This window comes from Streptomyces sp. NPDC005866, from assembly GCF_040629895.1.
GTDB lineage: Bacteria > Actinomycetota > Actinomycetes > Streptomycetales > Streptomycetaceae > Streptomyces.
In genome coordinates this window covers 73,310-92,932 of the sequence record NZ_JBEXWP010000006.1, presented here as the reverse complement: position 1 = coordinate 92,932, position 19,623 = coordinate 73,310, and the positions used below count along the sequence as shown (strand labels likewise).

Genomic DNA, 19,623 nt, shown 5'->3' with positions numbered 1-19,623 from the left:
GGATTCGGGGGTGACCCCGGCCGGGCTCGGTGGTCCGGGGCCGTTTGCGGGGCGTCGTGCGGGTCACCCGGACGACGAGCCGGCCCGTCGGGCCGAGACACCGGAAGGCAACCATGTCCACAGGCTTGATCATCGCGATTGTGATCGTGGCCGCCGTGGTCGTCGTCGCGGCCCTGCTGGCCGCGCGCTCCAGGAGCCGCAGCCCGCACGGCCTGAAGCGGCGCTTCGGGCCCGAGTACGAGCGGGTCGTGGCCCAGCACGGCGGCGACACGAAGGCGGCCGAGCGGGAGCTCACCGAGCGGGTGCAGCGTCACGGCGACTTGCACGAGCGCCCGCTGGAACCGGCGGAGCGCGAACGCTACGCGGCCCGCTGGACGACCGCGCAGGAACACTTCGTCGACGCGCCCCGGGAGTCCGTGGCCGAGATCGACCGGCTGCTCGCCGAAGTCGCGGCCGCCCGTGGCTTCCCGGCCCATGCCGAGTACGAGGAGCAGATCGCCGCGCTGTCCGTGCACCACGCCGACCACGTCGAGGGCTACCGCCGCGTCCACCGCGTCGCCCAGGCGCCCATGGGCGGGGGCCCGCAGGCCCGGGCGGGCACCGAGGAGATGCGGACGGCCATGCTCGAGGCCCGCTCCCTCTTCGACGACCTGGTCACCTCGTCGTCCGGCGGGGCCGGCCGCCACCGCGCCGGTGTCGGTGCCGACACCGGCGGCCATCTGCCCTGGTCCGCCGACCGTAGCCGCCCGAAGGAGAGCTGACCGACATGACTGACGCGAGGACAGGAACCGGGCGCGGGCCGGTGGGCGGCGGAGACGCTTATCCCGGCGGCGAAGCGATGCCGGGACGTGAGGAGAAGACGACCGACTGGGGCGACGCCTCCGTCAGCGGTGTCACTCCGGGGCAGGAGTCCCGGCAGGCCATGGCACCGGAGCGTACGGACGACCGGGAGGCGCCCGGGCAGGCCGTGCCGGTGGCCGGCGAGGGTCCGGGCCACGAGCGGGACGCGGGCCGCGGCGAGCGGCTGATGCCGACCGAGGAGTGCGGCCAGTTGGAGGTGCGCCTCCAGCACGCGGTCACCGGTTTCGTCGACGAGCCGCGCGCGGCCGTGGAGGAGGCCGACCGGGCCGTCGAGGAGATCAGCGCCCGCTTCATCGACGCCGTCGACCGGCGACGCCGTACCTTGCGCGGCAGCTGGCAGGCCACCGCCGCGGACCGCCCCGGCACGGCCGACACCGAACAGCTCCGGCTGGCCCTGCGCGACTACCGCGAACTGGCGGACCGGCTGCTACACATGTGAGTCCGGTCCCGCCCCGGCCGCCGCCCGGCGCTCCCGCCACTCGCGTACGACCTCCTCGACGTCGTACGGCTTCTTGCCCAGCGGGGGGCCGGGCGGCGGCTTGAACATCATGTCCCGGATCTTCACGTTGACGTCCGTGATGATCTTGCGGACGATCCGCTCCGAGGGGGCCGCGTAGGCGGCCGCCAGAGCGTCCTCGGCCTCCTTGCGCAGCGCGAGCGCGGGAGGCAGTACGGCCAGGCCCTCCCGGGCCATCTTCCGTTTGATCCACCACAGTTCGTCGTACGACGTGTCCAGGCCCGCGGGCAGCGGATGGCCCGCGCCCGCGAGTTGGTCGAAGTCGCCGCGCCGCTGCGCGTCACGGATCTGCTTGTCGACCCAGGACTCGAACGGCACCCCGGGTGGCTTTCGCTCGGTCATGACTTCATTGTGCCGGACGCCGCCCCGCCGGTCGTTTTATCATGCGCCGGAGATCCAGGAACGATTCAGGAACCGCGCAGGGGGAACGCACGTGCTCGAACTCACCATGGCCTCCGTTTCCGGGGACGCGGGCGAGACGGCCGGAATGCTCATGGCCGACGCGCCCAGCGAACCGGGCGCCGTGCTGCGAATGGGCCGCGATGCCTCCGTCTGCCGGCTCAGCACGCCCGACGACTGGCTGTTCGTCTCCCGGGTGCACCTGGAGTTCCTGTGCGGGCCGGAGGGCAGCTGGCAGGTCACCTGGCTGCGCGGCTCCCAGGCCGAACCGTCCTCCGAGGTACTGCTCACCGTCGGGGGGTACGCCCAGGCCATCGGGTACGGCGGCACGGTCGCGCTGCCCCGGGGCGGCTCCGGCGAGATCGTCGTCCGGGACCGCACCGCCCCGCGCAGCGTCAACGTGGGCTTCTACCACGAGGCTTGAGCAGCACCCCTTAAGGGCCTGTTGCGAGAGTCCCGCCTGCCCCGCGACGCCCGGCACGCACTCTCGCTGCACCGGGCACAAACCCAAGTACGTCCAGTGCGAGGGCTTGCACCCGGCACTCCCCCAGCCTCCGGCCGGGGGGACCCCCAGAGCACGCACCGGACGCCGCGGGGCCCGCCCTCCGGGCGGACGACGGGACTTTCGCAACGGGCCCTAGTCGAGCACCCGGGCCAGGGCGAAGCCGTCGTAGCCCTTGCTGCCGACCGTCTGGATCGCCGTGCCGCTCAGCCTCGGGTGGGCGGCGATCAGCTCGATCGCGGCGCGGGTGCCGACCACGTCCGGTTCGCTGCTCCCGGCGTCGACGACCCGGCCGCCGCGCACCACGTTGTCGACGACGATCAGGCTGCCGGTGCGGGTGAGCCGGAGCGCCCACTCGACGTAGTGCGGGTTGTTGGCCTTGTCGGCGTCGATGAAGACCAGGTCGAAGGGGGCCGGGTTCTCGTCGGCGAGCTTGGGCAGCGACTCCAGGGCGGGGCCGACCCGCACCTCCACGAGCCTCTCCAGGCCGGCGCGGGCGATGTTGCGGACCGCGACCTCGGCGTGCCGGGCGCTGTACTCCAGCGAGACCAGTCTGCCGTCGGCGGGCAGGGCGCGGGCCAGCCAGATGGTGCTGTAGCCGCCGAGGGTGCCGATCTCCAGGATGTTCCGGGCGTCCTGGATCTGCGCGAGCAGCTGGAGCAGCTTGCCCTGGTTGGCGGTGACGTTGATGTGCGGGAGCTCATTCGCCTCACTCTCGCGCAGGGCCGCCTGGAGCGCCTCGTCGTCCGGTGAGAGGTGGCTGGTGAAGTAGAAGTCGACGTCGTCCCAGAGCTGAGAGCCGCTCATGCTTCCGCTGCCTTTCGCATATCCGGTAACCGTCCCCTGACAGCTACCTGCTTAGTACTAGTCAACGACCCTGGAGCAAGATCCCGGGCTTGCAGCGGAGCGGCGCGCGTTCCCGGGTGCGGATGCGGTTGAGCTCGCGCCCGGCCCCAGGGTGCCTGCGCCGCCGCCTGTACGGACGGAAGGAGCCTGACCTGCACCACCAGCTTCACGAACACCAAACCTACACATGCGTACGGTTGCCCGCCGCACGTGGCGGCGGGGGCTGCGCCGGCGGTGGCGGTACGACCGGACGGCGGGAGCGTCGCACGGCCTGGGAGGATCGCGAGTACGCGTCCGCGCCCGACCATGAACCGATGGCCTCCGCCCATCCGTGGATCAGGACTACAGACGGTACAGCGGAGGGCGGGACGGGGAGGGGGCGCGGTTGGCTGCGGGTGCGTGGGGGCCGAGCGCGCCCACGCGGCAGAGCCGCGTATCGGCACAGCCCCGCGCCCCTGTCGGGGCGCTCACCTGCCGCACATGGACACCGTCCCGTGCCCCTTTCGGGGCGCCCTATCGCGTCGCCTCTACAGAGGCCGCCGAGCCCGGCAGTGGCTTGCCCGCTGTCTCCGTCATGCGCCAGACCGCGAAGCCCCCGATGATCGCCGCCCCCATCATGTAGTACGCGGGCATCATCATGTTGCCCGTCGCTCCGATGAGGGCCGTCACCACCAGCGGGGTCGTGCCGCCGAACAGGGACACCGAGACGTTGAAGCCGATCGACAGGGAGCCGTAGCGGACCCGGGTCGGGAACAGGGCCGGGAGGGCCGCCGGCATCGCCGCCGTGAAGCAGACCAGGAGGAGGCCCAGGGCACTCATGCCGAGGCCGACCGCGAGTAGGCTGCCCTGGCGGATCAGGAGCAGGGCCGGCACGGAGAGGAACAGGAAGCCCGCGCAGCCCGCGGCGATCACCGGGCGGCGGCCGATGCGGTCGGTCAGCGCTCCCGCGAACGGCTGGACGATCATCATCAGCGCCATCACACCGAGGACGACCAGCAGGCCGTGCGTCTCGTCGTACTTCAGCTCGCTCGTCAGATAGCTCGGCATGTACGACAGCAGCATGTAGTCCGTGACGTTGAAGACCAGGACCAGGGCCATGCACAGCAGCAGGGCCCGCCACTGGCCGGTGATCATCTCGCGCAGGGGGACCTTCGGGCGGGACTGCTCGGACTTCTCGACCTCCGCGGCGAACGCGGGGGTCTCCTCCAGGCGCATCCGCAGATACAGGCCGATGATGCCCATCGGGCCCGCGATCAGGAACGGGACGCGCCAGCCCCAGGACGTCAGATCGCCGGAGCTGAGCAGCGCCGTCATCAGCGTCACCAGGCCCGCGCCGCCGATGTAGCCCGCCAGCGTGCCGAACTCCAGCCAGCTGCCGAGAAAGCCGCGCTTCTTGTCCGGCGCGTACTCGGCGATGAACGTGGTCGCGCCCGCGTACTCGCCGCCGGTCGAGAAGCCCTGCACCAGGCGGGCGGCGAGGAGCAGGATCGGGGCGCCCACGCCGATCGTCGCGTACGACGGGATCAGGCCGATGGCGAAGGTGCCGGCCGCCATCATGATCATGGTGACGGCGAGGACCTTCTGGCGGCCCACGCGGTCGCCGAGCGGGCCGAAGACCATGCCGCCGAGCGGGCGGACCAGGAAGGCCGCGGCGAAGGCTCCGAACGTGGACAGCAACTGGGCGGTCGGGTTGCCGGACGGGAAGAAGACCTTGCCCAGCGTCACCGCGATATAGCTGTAGACGCCGAAGTCGAACCACTCCATGGCGTTGCCGAGCGCGGCCGCCTTCACGGCGCGCTTGACCAGCGCGGGGTCGGTGACGGTCGGCGGTCGGGTGGCCGTGCGGGGGCCGGGGATCTTGACGGACGGGGTGACGGCTGCGGCGGTCGCCAAAACGGGCTCGCCTACCTTTCGACGGGGACAGGGCGCGGCCCGTACGGCGCCGGACGGGTCGAAAAGCGACGATAGGAGCACTTGGGCACGTTACGTCGCGTACGCACTTGCGTGCGCTGTGCAGCTAAATGCGTTGTATGCAGGGACGTCTGCCCGCTCCCGTGGCCTTGTGCGGGCCGCGCACTGTGATCCTTGTCGCGCTCTTCGGAGGCAACCGCACCCCCTGTGCCCTGTCGCCTTCCGGACGAAAGGCGAAAAGCGCGCGGACGTCAGGTGAAGAGGGGGTTGCCTGCGTCCGTCTCCGAAGGTGATGGGAGCCTCATAGGGTTCTCAGAGCGGACGAGCGGTGTGCGGGACGGGGCGGGAGGCCGACGGGGCGTGGCGAACGTGGAGCGCAGCGGGAGGGCGGGGGAGGCGTTCGGGGGAGGGACGGAGCCCGGAACACGGACCAGGATGGCCCGGCTCGGTCTGTGGGCGGTGGCCGCGATCCTCGCCGTACGGCAGCTGGCCGTCGTCCTCAGCAGCCCGAGCGGGGAGCGGCTGACGGATCTGGAGACCTGGGTCGGCCCTGAGGGCGTGCTGCACGTCAAGGGCTCGCTGTACGACTCGACGCGGTTCACCGGTTCCCCGTTCGGCGGGCTGGTGCTCAAGCCGCTCGCCAGGGCCGCCGAGCAGACCCTCGGCTGGGGCTGGACCTTCGGCACGCTGCTGCTGGTGGTCGCCCTCGGCCTGGTCGCCGCCCGGGCGCTGCCCCAGCCGGTGAGCCGCCGGACCTCACTGCTGGCCGCGCCGGTCGCCATCAGCCTGCTGATGCTCTCGCTGCCGGTCCGCAACACCCTCTGGCTCGGCCAGACCAGCATCATCCCGGTCCTGCTGGTGCTGCTCGGCTGCTTCGCCGTGCGCGGGGAGCGGGTCGGCGGGCTCTGTATAGGCCTGGCCGCCGCCCTCCAGCCGGCCGTGCTGCTGTTCGCCCCGCTGCTGTGGTTCACCGGCCGCCGCCGGGCCGCCGCCGCCACCGGAGCCACCTTCGCCGCGTGCACGGCGCTGGCCTGGGCGGCGATGCCGCACGACTCGTACACCTACTGGGTCCACCACATGGCCGGCGTCGGCCTCGGTGGCAAGGCCGACGCGCTCGCCAACCAGTCGCTGCACGGCGCCCTGCTGCGGTTCGGGCTGAGCGGCCCGCCGGAGATCGTCCTGTTCCTGGCGCTCGCCGCGACCGTGGCCGTCCTCGCGCTGCGCCGCGCGGTGCGCTACGCCCGGGACGGGCAACTGCTGCTCGCGGTCGCGATCACCGGCTGCGCGATGGTGGCGGTGTCGCCGGCCGCCTGGCAGCACCAGCTGCTGTGGGTACTGCTCGCGGTGGCCGGCCGGGCCGGGCGGCGCGCCACCGACCGGTCGGTGTGGCCGGTCGTGGTCGTCCTCGTGATGACGCTGCCCGCCAAGGCGCTGCTGCCGAACAAGTCCCTCTTCGTCCCCGTGCGCGACAACGCCGTCCTGCTCGCCGCCCTGGCCGCGGCCACGGTCGTGCCCTTCCTGTCCCGTGCCGCCGCGGAGTTCGCCCGGCCGATACCGACGGACTACGCGGAGCCGGTGCCGGCCCGCTTCCGCCGGGTGCCGCTGACCCCCTCGCTGCGCCGGGTCCTGACCCGGCCGAACCTCTTCCTCGAACTGGTCGCGATACGGCTCGTCTACTTCGCCTACCAGCAGATCCGGCTCGCCGCCGCCGGGGACGGGGACGGCACCTCCGGGAGGGCCCGGGCCGAGCACCACGGGCACCAGATCCTCGGCATCGAGCGGTTCCTGCACCTCGACATCGAGCACTGGGTCAACCGCACCGTGTACGGCACCGGCTTGCTGCGGGACTTCTTCGACTTCTACTACGAGTCCTTCCACTTCGTCGTCCCGCTGACCGTCCTCGCGGTGCTCTGCGTCCGCCGCCCGGTCGACTACCGCTGGGCGCGCACCGCCCTCGGCTTCGCCACCGCCTTCGCCCTGATCGGCTTCTGGCTCTACCCGCTGGCCCCGCCCCGTCTGATGCCGGGCCTCGGCGTCATCGACACGGTCCACGGCCCGCAGGACTTCGACCAGCCGGACTACGGCACCCTCACCCAGCTCACCAACCAGTACGCGGCGATGCCGTCGCTGCACTTCGGCTGGTCGCTGTGGTGCGGGATCGTGATCGCCGTCGTCGCCCCGAAGCGGTGGATGAAGGCCCTCGGCCTGCTCCACCCCCTCTTCACGGTCTCGGCGATCATCGCCACCGGCAACCACTGGGTCCTGGACGCGGTGGGCGGCGCGGCGGTGATCGGCGCCGGCTTCGGCGTCGGCTACCTGCTCCAGGGCCCGCGGGCCCGGACGGTGCGGACGGCGGCGGTCAGCGAGCAGGACCGGGCGGCGGTACCGGCGCCGGGCTGACGCCCGCACCGCCCCTGTGGACGCCCCTCAGAGCCGCTGAACGATCGTCCCGGTCGTCGTGACCAGCGCGAACTCCTTGTCCGTGCGCTCCAGTTCGTGCAGGGCCGTGGTGATGAGGCGGGCGCCGGTGGCCCCCCACCGGGCGGCCGAGGGCGATGGCTCCGCCGTTGACGTTGACCTTGTCCAGGTGCTGCTCGAAGACCGGGGCCCAGCTCAGCACCACCGACGCGAACGCCTCGTTGATCTCGACCAGGTCGATGTACTTGAGGGTCATGCCGGCCTTGCCGAGCACGGCCCGGGTCGCGTTGATCGGGCCGTCGAGGTGGAAGTGCGGGTCGGCGCCGACCAGGGCCTGGGCTCCCCACGCCCCGTTCCTGCCTCCCCCGAGACGCCGGTACCGCTCACTCCCGCCCGGAAGCCACCACCGCCAGTACCCCGGAGACCGCGGCCGCGATGAGCAGGGGGATCCCCAGGCCTTGGTGGAGGACCAGCCAGGCGCCCAGGACCGCGCCGGCGATCAGCGCGAGGACCGCGGCCGCGCGGCGCGGGGAGCGGGGGTTGGTGGCGTCGCCGAGGCGGGACTCGGAGACGAGGCCGGTCAGGGTCGTCGTCAGGACCGTGGTCGCCGTCAGGTCGGGGACACCCAGCTTGCGGACGTTCGCGTTGCGCAGACCCATCGCGAAGGCGGTCAGCGCGATCAGGGTGTACGTCGTCGCCGTCCCGCCGGGCCGCGCGAAGGCCAACACGGCCGACACGGCCAGCAGGACCGCCTCCGCGGCCAGGGTCACCCGCATCCACCGCCTGCGGGAGCCGGTGCCGAACCGGGCCGCGACCCGGCCGCCCAGCGTCGCGCCCAGCAGGTAGGCGGCCAGGGAGGTCGCCGAGTGCGGGACGGAGAAGCCGGGCGCCCCGGCGGCCGCGAAGCCCAGGACCACCACGTTGCCGGTCATGTTCGCGGTGAAGACATGGCCCAGGCCGAGATAGCTGGCGGCGTCGATCAGGCCGCTCACCAAGGTCAGGGACAGCAGTACGATCACCATGCGCACACCGCGGGTCTCGGGATCGCGGGTCGGTGTCGCCGTGGGCATCGCTCCTCCGGGGGTCGCGCCGGACGGGTGGCTCCAAGACTCTGGGGGCCCTGGGGGCTCTGGAGCTCCGGGGGGCCTTGGGGGCCCTGGGGCATCAGTCCACCACGTCCGGACATACGTCGGCACCCCCGCCCAGGAGGAGGGGGCGAGGGTGCCGGGGTTCCGGAGGGAGCGGGTCGGCCGGCTCAGTACCAGCCGTTAGCCTGCCAGAAGCTCCAGGCGGCCGTCGGGCTGCCGTAGCGGGAGTTCATGTAGTCCAGACCCCACTTGATCTGGGTGGCGGGGTTGGACTTCCAGTCGGAACCGGCGGACGCCATCTTCGAGCCCGGCAGGGCCTGGACCAGGCCGTAGGCGCCGGAGGAGCCGTTGGTGGCGCTGGGGTTCCAGCCGCTCTCATGCTCGACGATCTTGCTGAACGCGTTGTACTGCGCGGCGTCCGGGATCATCTTGTGCGCGATCGCCTGAGCGGAGGAGGCCGAGGTGGTGGCGGCCTGGGCGGGCGCCGCGCTCAGCGCCATGCCGGCGGTGGCGGCGGCCACGGCGACGGCGGTGATGGCCTTCTTCGGGGAAGCGATGCGGCGGATGACGGACACGGACACGGAGAACCTCGTTCTTCGGGGACAGGGGGTCGCCGTGCTCCGGAACCACCCGTAGGCGGTGGCCGTGTGCGTCGGCGCCCTGGCCCGCTGTGGGCTCGTGGTGCCTGGCGACGTCGTCCAGAGAAACAGCCCGGAAACCCGTCCGCAATCACCCCTTTTACTAGTTGCGGTCGCATAGGCGGGGATGGTCCGTCGTGTGGCGTGGGTCTCAAAGCGCAGGTCAGCGGCCGTTACGAAACGGGCATAAGGTATAAGTATGACTACTGTCTCGCGTAGTAGGTGACGTGGGTCATGTGGGGTGCTTCACCGGTCGCGTCACCGGGCGCGTACGACGTCTCACGCCCCGGGGCCGTCGAATGTGACCGCGGTCTCGAAAGCGGCCCGCCTGGTCGCCCGGCGCAGCGCCCGCAGCAGAGCAGGCCCGAGGACGAGGGTGAGCACGACCGTGCACAGGGCCCGGCCCAGGTTCCAGCCCATGGCGGTGGCCAGGCTGTAGGCGAGGAACCGGGCCAGATTGGCGGCCGGCCCGGCGTGCGGGTCGAAGGCCAGGTTCGAGGCGTTGCCGGCCAGCAGCGGCCAGCCCGCCAGGTCCACGACCATGCCGTAGGCGAACGCGGCCATGCAGCCGTACGCCGCGAGCAGCGCCGGTTCACCGCGCCCGCGCAGCCGCTCGGCCCCCGGCAGCAGACCGGCCCCCATCGTGAACCAGCCCATCGCCAGCATCTGGAACGGCAGCCACGGCCCCACCCCACCAGTGAGCAGCGCCGACGCGAACATGGTGAGCGAGCCGAGGGTGAATCCGAAGCCCGGCCCGAGCACCCGCCCGCTCAGCACCATCAGGAAGAACATCGGCTCGATCCCGGCGGTGCCCGCGCCGATCGGCCGCAGGGCCGCACCGGTCGCGGCCAGCACGCCCAGCATGGCGACCGCCTTCGGACCGAGCCCCGACTCGGAGATCGTCGCGCCGAGTACGGCCACCAGCAGTACCAGCAGGCCCGCGAAGAGCCAGGGCGCGTCCTGGGCGTGCGAGGTGATCCGGGAGGAGGGCGGAGCGAGGAACGGCCAGCCGAGCGCGACCACACCGACGGCACTGACAAGGAGGAGGGCGGCCAGGGAGCGGGGGCCGAGCCGCACCGGGCCGGTCATGCCAGTGCCTCCCGTACCTGGGCCACGGTCAGCCACCGCTGCGGGGCGAGGACCTTCGTCACCTGCGGCGCGAAGGACGGCGAGGACACGACGATGTCCTCCGTCGGCCCGTCCGCGATCACCTCACCCTCCGCGAGCAGTACGACCCGGTGGGCGATCTCGGCGGCCAGCTCCACGTCATGCGTGGCCAGCACGATCGCGTGCCCGTCGGCGGCGAGCCCGCGCAGTACGCAAACCAGCCGGGCCTTCGCCGCGTAGTCCAGGCCGCGGGTCGGCTCGTCCAGCAGAAGCAGCGGCGGCCGGGCGGTCAGCACCACGGCCAGCGCCAGCGCCAGCCGCTGCCCTTCGGAGAGGTCACGGGGATGGGTGCCGTCGGCGACCCCCGGGAGGAGCCCGGACACCAGGTCACGGCAGCTTCCCGGCGCCGCTCCCGCGTCCCGGTCGGCGGCCGCGCACTCGGCGCCGACCGTGTCCGCGTACAGCAGGTCACGGGGTTCCTGCGGGACCAGACCGACCAGGCGTACGAGGTCGCGCGGCCGCGTGCGATGCGGCACCGCGCCGCGGACCCGGACTGTCCCGGAGCCCGGCTCGACCAGCCCGACCAGGGCGTTGAGCAGAGTGGACTTCCCGGCGCCGTTACGGCCCATGAGGGCGACGGTCTCGCCCGGAACGACGGTGAGACCGACACCGCACAGCGCGTCCACCCCATCCCGGCGGACGCGGAGGGAGCGGACCTCGGCAAGGGGGGCGGCGGGCGCGGCGAGAGCCGCGGCAGTCGCGGTGGGCCGCTGGTCCGGGGTCCGCCCGGCGTGGGGAGCCGCGGTGGTGGCGGTGGGCCGTCGGTCCGGGGCCCGGCCGGTGAGCCGCTCCCGCAGTCCGACTGCCCGCCGGGCGGGAGTCGCGGGTGCCTGTCGGTCCGGGGCCGGCCCGGGGTGGGGAGCCGCGGTGGTGGCGGTGGGCCGTCGGTCCGGGGCCCGGCCGGTGAGCCGCTCCCGCAGTCCGACCGCCCGCCGCCGGGCGTCTCGCACGGTCATCGGCAGCGGCGACCACCCGGCCAGCCGCCCCAGCTCCACCACCGGCGGACACACCGGGGACACGGCCATCACCTCGGCGGGAGTGCCGCACACCGGCGCGGCACCCGGCTCCGGAAGCAGCACGACCCGGTCGGCGTACTGCACCACCCGCTCCAGCCGGTGCTCGGCCAGGAACACCGTGGTCCCCAGGTCGTGCACCAGCCGCTGGAGCACGGCCAGCACCTCCTCGGCGGCGGCCGGGTCGAGCGCGGAGGTCGGCTCGTCGAGGACCAGGACCTCCGGATGGGGGGTGAGCACCGACCCGATCGCGACCCGCTGCCGCTGCCCGCCGGAGAGCGTCGCGATCGCCCGGTCCCGCAGCCCGTCGAGCCCGAGCAGATCGAGGGTCTCCTCCACCCGCCGCCGCATCACGGCCGGAGCGATCCCCAACGACTCCATCCCATAGGCGAGTTCGTCCTCCACCGTGCCGGTCACGAAGTGGGCGAGCGGATCCTGCCCCACCGTGCCGACGACATCGGCGAGTTCACGCGGCTGGTGCGTCCGCGTGTCCCGCCCCGCGACGGTGACCCGGCCGCGCAGGGTGCCACCGGTGAAGTGCGGCACCAGCCCGCTGACGGAGTTGAGGATCGTCGACTTGCCGGTACCGGACGGGCCCACCAGGAGGACGAGTTCGCCTTCCGGCACCTCGAAGTCGACGCGCCGGACGGCCGGCCGGTCCGCGCCCTCGTACGTCACGGAGACATCCTCGAAACGGATCACGACGGCTCCTTCGGTACGACGAGGGCGGGCAGCAGGCCGAGCAGCGCGGCGGCCGCGGGCCACAGCGCAAGCGTGGGGGCGACCAGCGGTACGACCCCGGGACGCAGGGCGTCCGGATCGCGGACCGCGGCGAGCGCCAGCAGCCCGGCGACCGCCGCACCCGACCCGGCGACCAGCCAGGCCCGCGCGTCCCACGGGTCCGGCCGGTAACGGGTACGCAGCGAACGGCGGCCACCGAGCCGCAGCCCCGCCAGCGCGGCGACCACCCCGGCCAGCAGCAGGGGCAGCCCGTAACCGGCCCCCTCCGCGGTGAGCAGCCCGTACGTTCCCGCGCACACGCCGAGCAGCCCGCCGAGGGTCAGCGCGGCCGTCGTACGACGGACACGGTCCGGGACGTCGGCGCTGCGGCCGTAACCGCGCGCGTCCATCGCGGCGGCCAGGGCGACCGAGCGCTCCAACGCGCCCTCCAGGACCGGCAGTCCGACCTGGAGCAGACCCCGGACACCGGAGTCGGGTCGGCCGCGCAGCCGGCGGGCGGCGCGCAGCCGCTGGACGTCGGCGATCAGGTTCGGCGCGAAGGTGAGGGCGACGACCACGGCCACGCCCAGTTCGTACAGGGCGCCGGGCAGCGACTTGAGGAGACGGGCCGGGTCGGCGAGCGCGTTCGCGGCGCCGACGCAGATCAGTAAAGTGGCGATCTTGAGGCCGTCGTAGAGGGAGAAGACCAGCGCCTCCGCGGTGACCCTGCCACCCAGCCGGATTCCCTGCGCCCAGTGGGGGAGGGGGACCTCGGGGAGGGCGACGAGGGTGTGCGAGCCGGGGATGGGGGAGCCGAGCAGCACGGTGAAGGCGAGGCGGACGAGGAGGACGGCGAGGGCGAGCCTGGCGAAGGCGGAGTAGGAACGGGACCGCTGCGCGCGGCTGCGGCAGGTGGCCACGACGTAGGCGGTGACTGTGATCAGGAGGGCGAGGAGGAGAGGGTTGGTGGTGCGGGAGGCGGCGGCACCGAGGGAGAGGGCCCAGAGCCACCAGGCGCCGGGGTGGAGGGAGCGGGTGCGTGAGGGCCGGGGGGCGGCGGATTTCCGGCGCCCCTCAAGGGGCGCCGGGAACCGCGCGACCAGCCCCCACGCACCCGCACTGTGACGATCACCCATTCTTCCGCCGCCGAGCCTGCCAGAACGCGCCCGCGGCCAGCACCACGACGACTCCCGCCCCGGCCAGCAGCCCCAGTGACGGCCCGCCGCCCGACGTACCCCCCGCCGCCACCTTCTCCCCGCACCCCTGCTTCGGATATCCCCCGATCGCACACAACAGCGCGTTCGTGTCGTACCGCAACGGCTTCGCCACCGCCGCCAGCGCCTCCGCCGTCGTGGCGTCCGCCAAGACCACCGCACAGGCTGTCCGGCGCGCCGGCGGCTGCTCCGCGGACGGCGCGTCCGCCGTCGTACCGAAGTCGATGACCAGCCCCACCCGCTTCTTCCCCCGGACCGCGGCCGTGTCGGCGCAGACCGTCCCGAACTCCGCCGTCCCGCGCGGCTGCGACGCGTCTCCCGAGTCCTCGCTCACCGCGAACCGGAACCCCTCGACCGCGCCGTCGTCCGGCTGTTCCGTGGAGGGGCCCTGGGTGGCGTATGTCCAGCGCGAGCCGTCTCGCTCCCAGAAGGACCAGTAGCGGTAACCGGTGGCCTCCGCCGGCGCGGCGGCGGCCAACAGGGTCAGCGTGGCTATGAGCAGCAGCGCCGCACGGCGGACGGCGGTCACGGCTGCCGCTGCTTCCGGCGGCCGCTGAACAGGAAGCCGATGCCGATGCCGGCGACGAGCCCAGTGCCGACGACCCACCAGACGCCGGTGCCCGACGACTTCTTCTCCTTCTTCTCCGCGGTGTGCTTGGCGGCGGCCTCAGGCGCCGGGCCCGTCGCGTCGAGGGCCGTCACCAGGTTCGTACCGCCGAAGTCGCGCGGGTCCGCGCCCATCGCGTGCGCCGCGAAGATCAGTTCGGCGTAGGCCGCGGGCCCGCTCTGCCGGGCCCACTGCGCGGCATGGGTCTCCAGCCAGGCGTAGGGCTTCTTGGCCGCCTTCGTCCAGCCCTGCGCGGCCATGGCCACGACCGCGTCGGCGGTGTTGCCGTAGTCCGGCTGGGGCTTGGCGCCGGCGAGCGTGGAGACGAGGTAGCCCTTGGGGGACATGGCGTCGCCCAGATACCTGGCGCCGTTGCGCGCCACCTGCGCTCGCGTCAACGTCTTGTCGGAGTCGGCGCAGAGGTAACCATCCGCCGGGGCGTTCCCGGCCGTCGCCATGAACCCCTTGCCGAGGGCGCCGAGCACCCCGGCGGCCGTCGCGTCCGCGTTGGCGGTCAGCTTCCCCTTCTTGTCCGGCTGGTAGGCGAGGGCGCCCCCAGCGTCCTGGCCACAGGGGACGGACCACTTGGCGAGGAGGTCGTACGTCGCGCTGTCCGGGCTCTCGCCGGCCGCCGTGAGCGCGCCGATCACCACGCTGGTGGAGTTCGTGTCGCTGGGCGAGCCTGGGGTGTAACCCCAGCCGCCGTCCTTGTTCTGCTGCGACTTCAGCCAGGTGACCGCCCTGCCGACGGCGTCGTCGTGCCCGCCGACCGCCGTCAGCGCCTGTACGGCGGCCGCGGTGCTGTTCGTGTCGACCGTCACCTTGGCGTCACAGGCCGGCGTCGGCTCGGGGCGGAACATCGCGTACGAGCCGTTCGCGCACTGCTGCCCGGTCAGCCAGTCCACCGCCTTCGCCGCCGGGGTCACCCCGACCGTGCGCTGGGCGAGCAGGGCGAGCGACTGGCGCCAGACGCCGTCGAACTTGGGGTCCGCGCTGCCGAACAGCCCCGACGGGAGCACCGTCGAAGCGGACGGGGACGGGTCGTCGGCGGCCAGCGCGGTCATGGCGGGCGTGGCGGCGCCGATGAGGGTGGTGGCGGCCAGCACCGCAGCGCTGCGGCGGAGGACGGTCATGATCGGCGGGTGCCTCTCCCTGCGGGGGAGCCGGGCGGCGCGGGACACCCCCGCGGCTCGGCTCCGTGAACCTCGACGGTGCCGTGCGACGGCGGGTGCCGGCGCACATGAGCCGATCAACGTTCCGCACGGGGCGGTCCGGCTCACCGTCGGGTGACGGTTCACGGGTAGGGGTATCCCCGGTTCGAGCGAAGCCGAGAAGTGGGGAAGGGTCAGCGCCGGGTTTGCACCGGCTTTCCCTCGTACGGGTGATGACGACCCGGCTACTTTACCGGCCGCCGGACCTCCCAGACTCCCAGGTGGCTCACGGAACCGGGCCTGCCGCCGGTCGTGGAGCGCGTCGTGGACGCCGGGGTGGCCTGCGCCAGCCGGGTCTACGAGGCCCGCCCGAACAGCACGACGCTGTCCCTCACCCGGTCGTGAACGTCCAGGCCGACCCGCGTGACGCCCCCGGCCGCGGTGGGGTCCTCATTCCCATCGAGGGGGGCCGCCGGCTGGTCACCGTCTCCGGCACGCGGGGCGGCCGACCGACCGCCGGGCCGGCCGAGTTCGAGCGCTTCGCGCTCACGGGCCCCCGCCGAGGTCCTCCTGGCCCATTCACCTTGCCCGAATGTGCAACTTTTGGTTGCGTAACTATCCGGGGTCGGCTATCCTCATGTGCAACCAAAGGTTGCGAAAGGTTGGGACGGGCATGGAGTACGGGAGCATCGAGCGCGAACTGCACATCGACGCCTCGCCCGAGGTGGTGTTCGAGGTGCTCACCAGCCCCGAGCACATCCGGGACTGGTGGAGTGCCGAGGCCAAGTTCGAGCCGGCCGCCGGCGCGACGGGCAGCCTCACGTGGACGGACGAGGACAACGGCCGACGCAAGTCCGAGCCGTTCACGGTCATCGAGGCCGACCCGCCGCGGAAGTTCTCGTTCCGCTGGGTGTATGACGAGGCGGAGGTAGCGGGACCGGGCAATTCGCTGCTGGTGACCTTCGAGCTCGTCCCCACGGGGGAGGGGACCACGGTCCGCTTCCGTGAGACCGGCTACCGCGAGCGGGGTTGGGAAGCAGCCGTGCTCGAGGCGCACTACAACGACCACCGGCAGGGCTGGGACTTCTACCTGCCGCGCCTGGCCGCGGTCGCCAAACGACTGGCGGCCGCGCGATGAAAACCGCGGTCGACGACGAGCTCTGGTCCGCTATCGGGGATCCGACCCGGCGCCGCATGATCGACCTTCTGCTGGCCGAGGGGCAGGGGACCGCGACGACCCTCAGTGAGCACCTGCCGGTGACCAGGCAGGCCGTGACCAAACACTTGGTCGTGCTCGACCGGGTCGGGCTCGTCCGGTCCGCGCCATCGGGACGGGAGAAGCTCTACCACGTGGACGAGGCGCAACTGGCCCGTGCCATCGCCCAACTGAACTCCGTCGGCTCGATGTGGGATGCCCGCCTGCGACGCATCAAGAGCCTCGCCGAGGCGATCCAACGAGCCAAGAACACGAAGAAGTAAGGGGAGAACGAGATGGTGGACATCCTGCACCGGGTGGGAATCACGTCGACGCCCGGGAAGGTCTACGAGGCGCTCACGACGGTTGAGGGCTTGGCCGCGTGGTGGACGACCGGCACGAGCGGGAACGGCGACGGCGTCCTGAAGTTCCGCTTCGGCAACGTCGGCGGCTTCGACATGAAGGTCCTCGACCTGCAACCGAACGCCCGGGTGCTGTGGGAGGTCGTCGAGGGTCCGGCCGACTGGGTCGGGACTAGGGTGAGCTTCGATCTGACCCAGGACGGCGAGTGGACGATCGTGATGTTCGCGCACGCGGGCTGGCGCGAGCCGATCGAGTTCATGAACCACTGCAGCACCAAATGGGCGATCTTCCTGATGAGCCTGAAGTCTCTGGTGGAGACGGGAACCGGCGCGCCGCACCCGCACGACGTGCAGATCAGCAACTGGCACTGATGCCGCTTGTGAGGCCGCCCCGGACGCTTCGGCCCAGCCTTGATCGGGCGTCCACGCCAACCGTCGATCTCCGCTTGTGGCGTTCCGGCGCCATCGTGCTCTTTGACTGGCTGATGAGCACCGACCTGAACGCCGTACCGATCACGCACCCAGCTCAGAAGCAGGTTCTCGCAGACCTGCTGGCACGCTTGGAGGAGGTGGACGTCAGCGGGTGCACCGAGGAAGAGATTGCCGCGGCCCAGGAAGAGGTGGCCAAGGATATGGGCTGGTAGGGCACCGATAGCGATCAAACTTGGATGGCATGCGCTCAAGGTTCGCTGTCACAGGACAGCCCGACCTGCCCCACCTCCGCACTCTGGAGACCTGGCTCGCCCTGGCCCTGGACCAGGCCCGGCAGTGGATCGCCGACCTGGAGCGGCAGGAACGCGAACGGCAGCACGGCGGGCAGGCCCGGCCGCCGGCTCCCGAGTGGATGCTGGTGATGGGACTCAACCGGAACACGCCGTGTGCCTCCACGAAGGCGGCTGCTGGAACGCGGGCGAACGCAGCCGCGGCATCGACTGGGCCTCTGCGCTCCAGGCCCTCACCGAGGGGGTCCCGGCCAGCCCACACTGCCGGCCGGACGCAGGGCTGGGCATCCTGGACTAGGCGCTCCGCGGCCGCCGGGTCGTCTTCTTCGCCGTGGTCTTCTTCGCCGGCTGCTTCTTCGCGGCCGCCTTCTTCCTCGGCTTCGGCATCTCGTGAACGTCCGCCTCGCCGGCCGGCTCCCCACGGGCAGCCTTCGCCTGCTGCACGGACTGGTTCAGCGCGGCCATCAGGTCGAGCACCTTGGCCGGCTGCTCCGGCTCCGGCGCCTCCGGAAGCGGCTTGTGCTCCCGCTTCGCCTCGATGATCTCCTCCAGCGCCTCGGTGTACGTGTCCCGGAACTCGGGCCCTTCGAGGTCGTCGCGGGTCAGGGTGTCCATCAGGGCGAGCGCCCCGCGGACCTCGTCCTCGTCGACCTCCACGGGCGGCGGGACGATCTCGTCGGGGCTGCGGATCTCGTCCGGCCACAACAGCTGATGCAGAACGATCACGTCGTCCCGCACCCGGAGCATGCCGAGCCGCTCACGGCCGGACCAGGCGAACTTGACGATGCCCACCCGCGACGACCGGCCCAGGGCCTCGACCAGCAACCGGTACGGCTTGGCCGCGACCGGCCCGTTCGGCTGGAGGTAGTGGCCGGCGCTGATGTGAAGGGGGTCGATGGACTCCAGCGGCACGAAGCCCTCGATCTCGATCGCCTTGGCGGTCGGCAGCGGCAGGTTCCGCAGCTCCTCGTCGGTGATCGGGATGACCTGGTCCTTGGTCAGCTCGTAGCCCTTGCCGATCTCCTCGGTGGAGACCTCGCGATCCTCGATCTCGCAGTACTTCCGCACCCGCACCCGGCCCATGTCCTCCAAGTGGTACTGGTGGAAACGCACGCTGTGATCCTCCGTGGCACTGACCACGTTGCAAGGAACGGTCACCAGGCCGAACGAGATGGCACCTGACCAGATGGTTCGGGGCATGGCAGACCTCCACAGCGGGCCCCGAGCAGCATCAGCCTACGAGCAGTACGAGGACCCCGCATGTGAGGTGGGGGCGCTCAGGCGTAGCCCTGTCAGGCGAGAGCCCCGGGCGCCCACCGCGCGGGTACCACGCGGCAAAGTCCTCGTTCCGCCATGAGCCGTCCAGCCGGATTGCGGCCCACGGACGGCCCACGCGGCGTGATGACACCCCTCACCAGCGGCGGGGGTCGCCATGCAGTCCCACCCCGTGGCCCCGGAGACGGACGCCAACGGCAGGATCCTCGACGCGGCGGAGAACTGCCCGGTGGAGGCGATCACGATCACCTTGCTGGGCAGCGGGGAACCCGTCTTCCCGCCCGAGGACTAGCGAGGCTGGAGAGCGGCGAACAACGCCCTGGCGCGCGTGCCGTCCGGCTGCTGCCAGACTCCGGTGACATGCCCGACCGCGTCGGCGGGCGGCAGCGACCCGGGGGTCAGTACGCGCCGCAGCCGCAGGACCAGGCCGTCGTCCGATACGGCGAACTCGGTGCTCTCGTCGGTGTCGACGGGGGCACCGAGACCGGGAAGCGGGCCCGGTCCGGTGTACTCACGGGCGACCTCCCGGTCCGGGGTGTCGGTGATGCCCTGCGCCTGCGCCACGGCACGCCCCTCGATCAGGGCCCGCAACTCGGCCGTCATCACGGGGTCATGGCAGCCGTCGTAGGCCCAGCGCGTACCGAGCACACCGTGCTCCATGGTGCCCACGAGCGCGTGCTCGGCGCCTTCGAGCGGGGCGCCGCGATAGGTGAGCGGTACGAGATACGCGCCCGAGCCCTCGGTGACCACCATGAACTCGATGCCGACCTCTCCCGCGGGATCGTCGAGCCGGAACCCCCCGGCCTTCACCAACTCCGGTGCGGCGGGGCCGTGGTACCACGGGCGGGTGGGGAGCCAGGCGGTGATGAGTTGGGGCTTGGTGGGCTTGAGGGTGGTGTTGTGGATGAGTGCCATGGGGAAGATTCTCCGATCAGGAGCGGGAGCCCCGCCAGAGGCTTTCCCGCCCCGGCTGATCCGCGGGTGTCCGAGCTGCCGACCTGAGCACCCCTCTCGGCG

21 protein-coding genes and 2 pseudogenes are annotated in these 19,623 nt (G+C 72.2%); 10 read left to right on the top strand and 13 right to left on the bottom strand.

The features are described 5' to 3' along the window. Positions 1 to 113 precede the first annotated feature (113 nt). Together ABZ396_RS11250 and ABZ396_RS11245 are read left to right on the top strand one after the other, a co-directional pair. A complete protein-coding gene (locus ABZ396_RS11250; RefSeq protein ID WP_358926713.1) occupies positions 114 to 761 on the top strand; it encodes a hypothetical protein in 648 nt (215 codons plus the stop codon). A 5-nt stretch (positions 762 to 766) separates the two neighbouring features. Continuing rightward, positions 767 to 1,300 carry a hypothetical protein gene (locus ABZ396_RS11245; protein ID WP_358926712.1) on the top strand — a complete coding sequence of 178 codons (534 nt, stop codon included), beginning with the start codon at positions 767 to 769 and terminating at the stop codon, positions 1,298 to 1,300. Here the strand turns inward: ABZ396_RS11245 and ABZ396_RS11240 are convergent. Beyond that, a complete protein-coding gene (locus ABZ396_RS11240) occupies positions 1,289 to 1,720 on the bottom strand; it encodes a DUF1992 domain-containing protein (RefSeq protein ID WP_358926711.1) in 432 nt (143 codons plus the stop codon). The genes ABZ396_RS11245 and ABZ396_RS11240 overlap by 12 nt on opposite strands. A gap of 91 nt (positions 1,721 to 1,811) precedes the next feature. Between ABZ396_RS11240 and ABZ396_RS11235 the strand changes: the two genes are divergently transcribed. Beyond that, positions 1,812 to 2,201 carry a hypothetical protein gene (locus ABZ396_RS11235; RefSeq protein ID WP_358926710.1) on the top strand — a complete coding sequence of 130 codons (390 nt, stop codon included), beginning with the start codon at positions 1,812 to 1,814 and terminating at the stop codon, positions 2,199 to 2,201. A 213-nt stretch (positions 2,202 to 2,414) separates the two neighbouring features. Here ABZ396_RS11235 and ABZ396_RS11230 read toward each other — a convergent pair whose 3' ends face one another. Both ABZ396_RS11230 and ABZ396_RS11225 read right to left on the bottom strand, forming a co-directional pair. Beyond that, positions 2,415 to 3,086: an O-methyltransferase gene (locus ABZ396_RS11230; RefSeq protein ID WP_358916472.1), complete on the bottom strand. Its 672-nt coding sequence runs from the start codon at positions 3,084 to 3,086 to the stop codon at positions 2,415 to 2,417. Positions 3,087 to 3,638: 552 nt separating this feature from the next. After that, the gene (locus ABZ396_RS11225; protein ID WP_358916487.1) at positions 3,639 to 4,982 is read right to left on the bottom strand and encodes an MFS transporter; all 1,344 of its coding nucleotides are present in this window, start codon (positions 4,980 to 4,982) and stop codon (positions 3,639 to 3,641) included. Between the two features lie 414 nt (positions 4,983 to 5,396). On the opposite strand from ABZ396_RS11225, the gene ABZ396_RS11220 reads away from it, so the two are divergent. Beyond that, complete coding sequence (locus ABZ396_RS11220) at positions 5,397 to 7,436, top strand: bifunctional glycosyltransferase 87/phosphatase PAP2 family protein (protein ID WP_358916470.1); 2,040 nt, start codon at positions 5,397 to 5,399, stop codon at positions 7,434 to 7,436. 27 nt (positions 7,437 to 7,463) lie between these two features. Here the strand turns inward: ABZ396_RS11220 and ABZ396_RS11215 are convergent. The 8 genes and pseudogenes from ABZ396_RS11215 to ABZ396_RS11180 form a co-directional block, all read right to left on the bottom strand. Further along, positions 7,464 to 7,794: pseudogene (locus ABZ396_RS11215) on the bottom strand (steroid 3-ketoacyl-CoA thiolase); the annotation flags it as partial. 43 nt (positions 7,795 to 7,837) lie between these two features. Then, complete coding sequence (locus ABZ396_RS11210) at positions 7,838 to 8,524, bottom strand: YoaK family protein (protein WP_358916468.1); 687 nt, start codon at positions 8,522 to 8,524, stop codon at positions 7,838 to 7,840. Between the two features lie 185 nt (positions 8,525 to 8,709). After that, entirely contained in the window at positions 8,710 to 9,123 is a 414-nt protein-coding gene (locus ABZ396_RS11205) for a transglycosylase SLT domain-containing protein (protein ID WP_358916467.1), read from the bottom strand. A 336-nt stretch (positions 9,124 to 9,459) separates the two neighbouring features. Then, positions 9,460 to 10,269, bottom strand: a complete 810-nt coding sequence (locus ABZ396_RS11200; RefSeq protein ID WP_358916465.1) for an ECF transporter S component — start codon at positions 10,267 to 10,269, stop codon at positions 9,460 to 9,462. Beyond that, positions 10,266 to 12,062 carry an ATP-binding cassette domain-containing protein gene (locus tag ABZ396_RS11195; protein WP_359184391.1) on the bottom strand — a complete coding sequence of 599 codons (1,797 nt, stop codon included), beginning with the start codon at positions 12,060 to 12,062 and terminating at the stop codon, positions 10,266 to 10,268. Before ABZ396_RS11195 ends, ABZ396_RS11200 begins: the two co-directional genes overlap by 4 nt. Continuing rightward, positions 12,059 to 13,216 (bottom strand): energy-coupling factor transporter transmembrane component T, encoded by a 1,158-nt coding sequence (locus ABZ396_RS11190; protein WP_358916463.1) that lies wholly within the window; start codon positions 13,214 to 13,216, stop codon positions 12,059 to 12,061. Before ABZ396_RS11190 ends, ABZ396_RS11195 begins: the two co-directional genes overlap by 4 nt. After that, positions 13,209 to 13,823 (bottom strand): SCO2322 family protein, encoded by a 615-nt coding sequence (locus tag ABZ396_RS11185; RefSeq protein ID WP_358916462.1) that lies wholly within the window; start codon positions 13,821 to 13,823, stop codon positions 13,209 to 13,211. The genes ABZ396_RS11190 and ABZ396_RS11185 overlap by 8 nt, the downstream gene beginning before the upstream one ends. After that, positions 13,820 to 15,034 (bottom strand): prenyltransferase/squalene oxidase repeat-containing protein, encoded by a 1,215-nt coding sequence (locus ABZ396_RS11180; protein WP_358916461.1) that lies wholly within the window; start codon positions 15,032 to 15,034, stop codon positions 13,820 to 13,822. The genes ABZ396_RS11185 and ABZ396_RS11180 overlap by 4 nt, the downstream gene beginning before the upstream one ends. Before the next feature lie 691 nt (positions 15,035 to 15,725). Here ABZ396_RS11180 and ABZ396_RS11175 point away from each other — a divergent pair. The 5 genes from ABZ396_RS11175 to ABZ396_RS11155 all read left to right on the top strand — a co-directional run bounded on the left by ABZ396_RS11175 (position 15,726) and on the right by ABZ396_RS11155 (position 17,629). Further along, the gene (locus ABZ396_RS11175; protein WP_358916460.1) at positions 15,726 to 16,190 is read left to right on the top strand and encodes an SRPBCC domain-containing protein; all 465 of its coding nucleotides are present in this window, start codon (positions 15,726 to 15,728) and stop codon (positions 16,188 to 16,190) included. Then, the gene (locus tag ABZ396_RS11170) at positions 16,187 to 16,531 is read left to right on the top strand and encodes a metalloregulator ArsR/SmtB family transcription factor (RefSeq protein WP_358916459.1); all 345 of its coding nucleotides are present in this window, start codon (positions 16,187 to 16,189) and stop codon (positions 16,529 to 16,531) included. The genes ABZ396_RS11175 and ABZ396_RS11170 overlap by 4 nt, the downstream gene beginning before the upstream one ends. Before the next feature lie 12 nt (positions 16,532 to 16,543). Beyond that, a complete protein-coding gene (locus ABZ396_RS11165) occupies positions 16,544 to 16,981 on the top strand; it encodes an SRPBCC domain-containing protein (RefSeq protein WP_358916457.1) in 438 nt (145 codons plus the stop codon). A 113-nt stretch (positions 16,982 to 17,094) separates the two neighbouring features. Further along, positions 17,095 to 17,253: a hypothetical protein gene (locus tag ABZ396_RS11160; RefSeq protein ID WP_358916455.1), complete on the top strand. Its 159-nt coding sequence runs from the start codon at positions 17,095 to 17,097 to the stop codon at positions 17,251 to 17,253. A gap of 124 nt (positions 17,254 to 17,377) precedes the next feature. Beyond that, positions 17,378 to 17,629, top strand: a complete 252-nt coding sequence (locus ABZ396_RS11155; RefSeq protein ID WP_358916453.1) for a DUF6233 domain-containing protein — start codon at positions 17,378 to 17,380, stop codon at positions 17,627 to 17,629. On the opposite strand, the gene ABZ396_RS11150 is transcribed toward ABZ396_RS11155, so the two are convergent. Next, positions 17,626 to 18,531: a Ku protein gene (locus ABZ396_RS11150; protein WP_358916451.1), complete on the bottom strand. Its 906-nt coding sequence runs from the start codon at positions 18,529 to 18,531 to the stop codon at positions 17,626 to 17,628. The two genes, ABZ396_RS11155 and ABZ396_RS11150, sit on opposite strands and share 4 nt — an antisense overlap. Positions 18,532 to 18,760: 229 nt before the next feature. Between ABZ396_RS11150 and ABZ396_RS11145 the strand changes: the two are divergent. Beyond that, a pseudogene (locus tag ABZ396_RS11145) lies at positions 18,761 to 18,898 on the top strand (ferredoxin); the annotation flags it as partial. Here the strand turns inward: ABZ396_RS11145 and ABZ396_RS11140 are convergent. Beyond that, complete coding sequence (locus ABZ396_RS11140) at positions 18,895 to 19,521, bottom strand: 1,4-alpha-glucan branching protein (protein ID WP_358916449.1); 627 nt, start codon at positions 19,519 to 19,521, stop codon at positions 18,895 to 18,897. The pseudogene ABZ396_RS11145 and the gene ABZ396_RS11140 sit on opposite strands and share 4 nt — an antisense overlap. Positions 19,522 to 19,623 lie beyond the last annotated feature (102 nt).

What these genes read in the sequence shown, in the direction of transcription:
- ABZ396_RS11175 (WP_358916460.1), top strand. Translation starts at nt 15,726, where the DNA reads ATGGAGTACGGGAGCATCGAGCGCGAACTGCACATCGACGCCTCGCCC.
- ABZ396_RS11165 (WP_358916457.1), top strand. Translation starts at nt 16,544, where the DNA reads ATGGTGGACATCCTGCACCGGGTGGGAATCACGTCGACGCCCGGGAAG.
- ABZ396_RS11200 (WP_358916465.1), bottom strand. Translation starts at nt 10,269, where the DNA reads ATGACCGGCCCGGTGCGGCTCGGCCCCCGCTCCCTGGCCGCCCTCCTC.
- ABZ396_RS11190 (WP_358916463.1), bottom strand. Translation starts at nt 13,216, where the DNA reads ATGGGTGATCGTCACAGTGCGGGTGCGTGGGGGCTGGTCGCGCGGTTC.
- ABZ396_RS11160 (WP_358916455.1), top strand. Translation starts at nt 17,095, where the DNA reads ATGAGCACCGACCTGAACGCCGTACCGATCACGCACCCAGCTCAGAAG.
- ABZ396_RS11140 (WP_358916449.1), bottom strand. Translation starts at nt 19,521, where the DNA reads ATGGCACTCATCCACAACACCACCCTCAAGCCCACCAAGCCCCAACTC.
- ABZ396_RS11245 (WP_358926712.1), top strand. Translation starts at nt 767, where the DNA reads ATGACTGACGCGAGGACAGGAACCGGGCGCGGGCCGGTGGGCGGCGGA.
- ABZ396_RS11150 (WP_358916451.1), bottom strand. Translation starts at nt 18,531, where the DNA reads ATGCCCCGAACCATCTGGTCAGGTGCCATCTCGTTCGGCCTGGTGACC.
- ABZ396_RS11240 (WP_358926711.1), bottom strand. Translation starts at nt 1,720, where the DNA reads ATGACCGAGCGAAAGCCACCCGGGGTGCCGTTCGAGTCCTGGGTCGAC.
- ABZ396_RS11210 (WP_358916468.1), bottom strand. Translation starts at nt 8,524, where the DNA reads ATGCCCACGGCGACACCGACCCGCGATCCCGAGACCCGCGGTGTGCGC.
- ABZ396_RS11180 (WP_358916461.1), bottom strand. Translation starts at nt 15,034, where the DNA reads ATGACCGTCCTCCGCCGCAGCGCTGCGGTGCTGGCCGCCACCACCCTC.
- ABZ396_RS11170 (WP_358916459.1), top strand. Translation starts at nt 16,187, where the DNA reads ATGAAAACCGCGGTCGACGACGAGCTCTGGTCCGCTATCGGGGATCCG.
- ABZ396_RS11250 (WP_358926713.1), top strand. Translation starts at nt 114, where the DNA reads ATGTCCACAGGCTTGATCATCGCGATTGTGATCGTGGCCGCCGTGGTC.
- ABZ396_RS11230 (WP_358916472.1), bottom strand. Translation starts at nt 3,086, where the DNA reads ATGAGCGGCTCTCAGCTCTGGGACGACGTCGACTTCTACTTCACCAGC.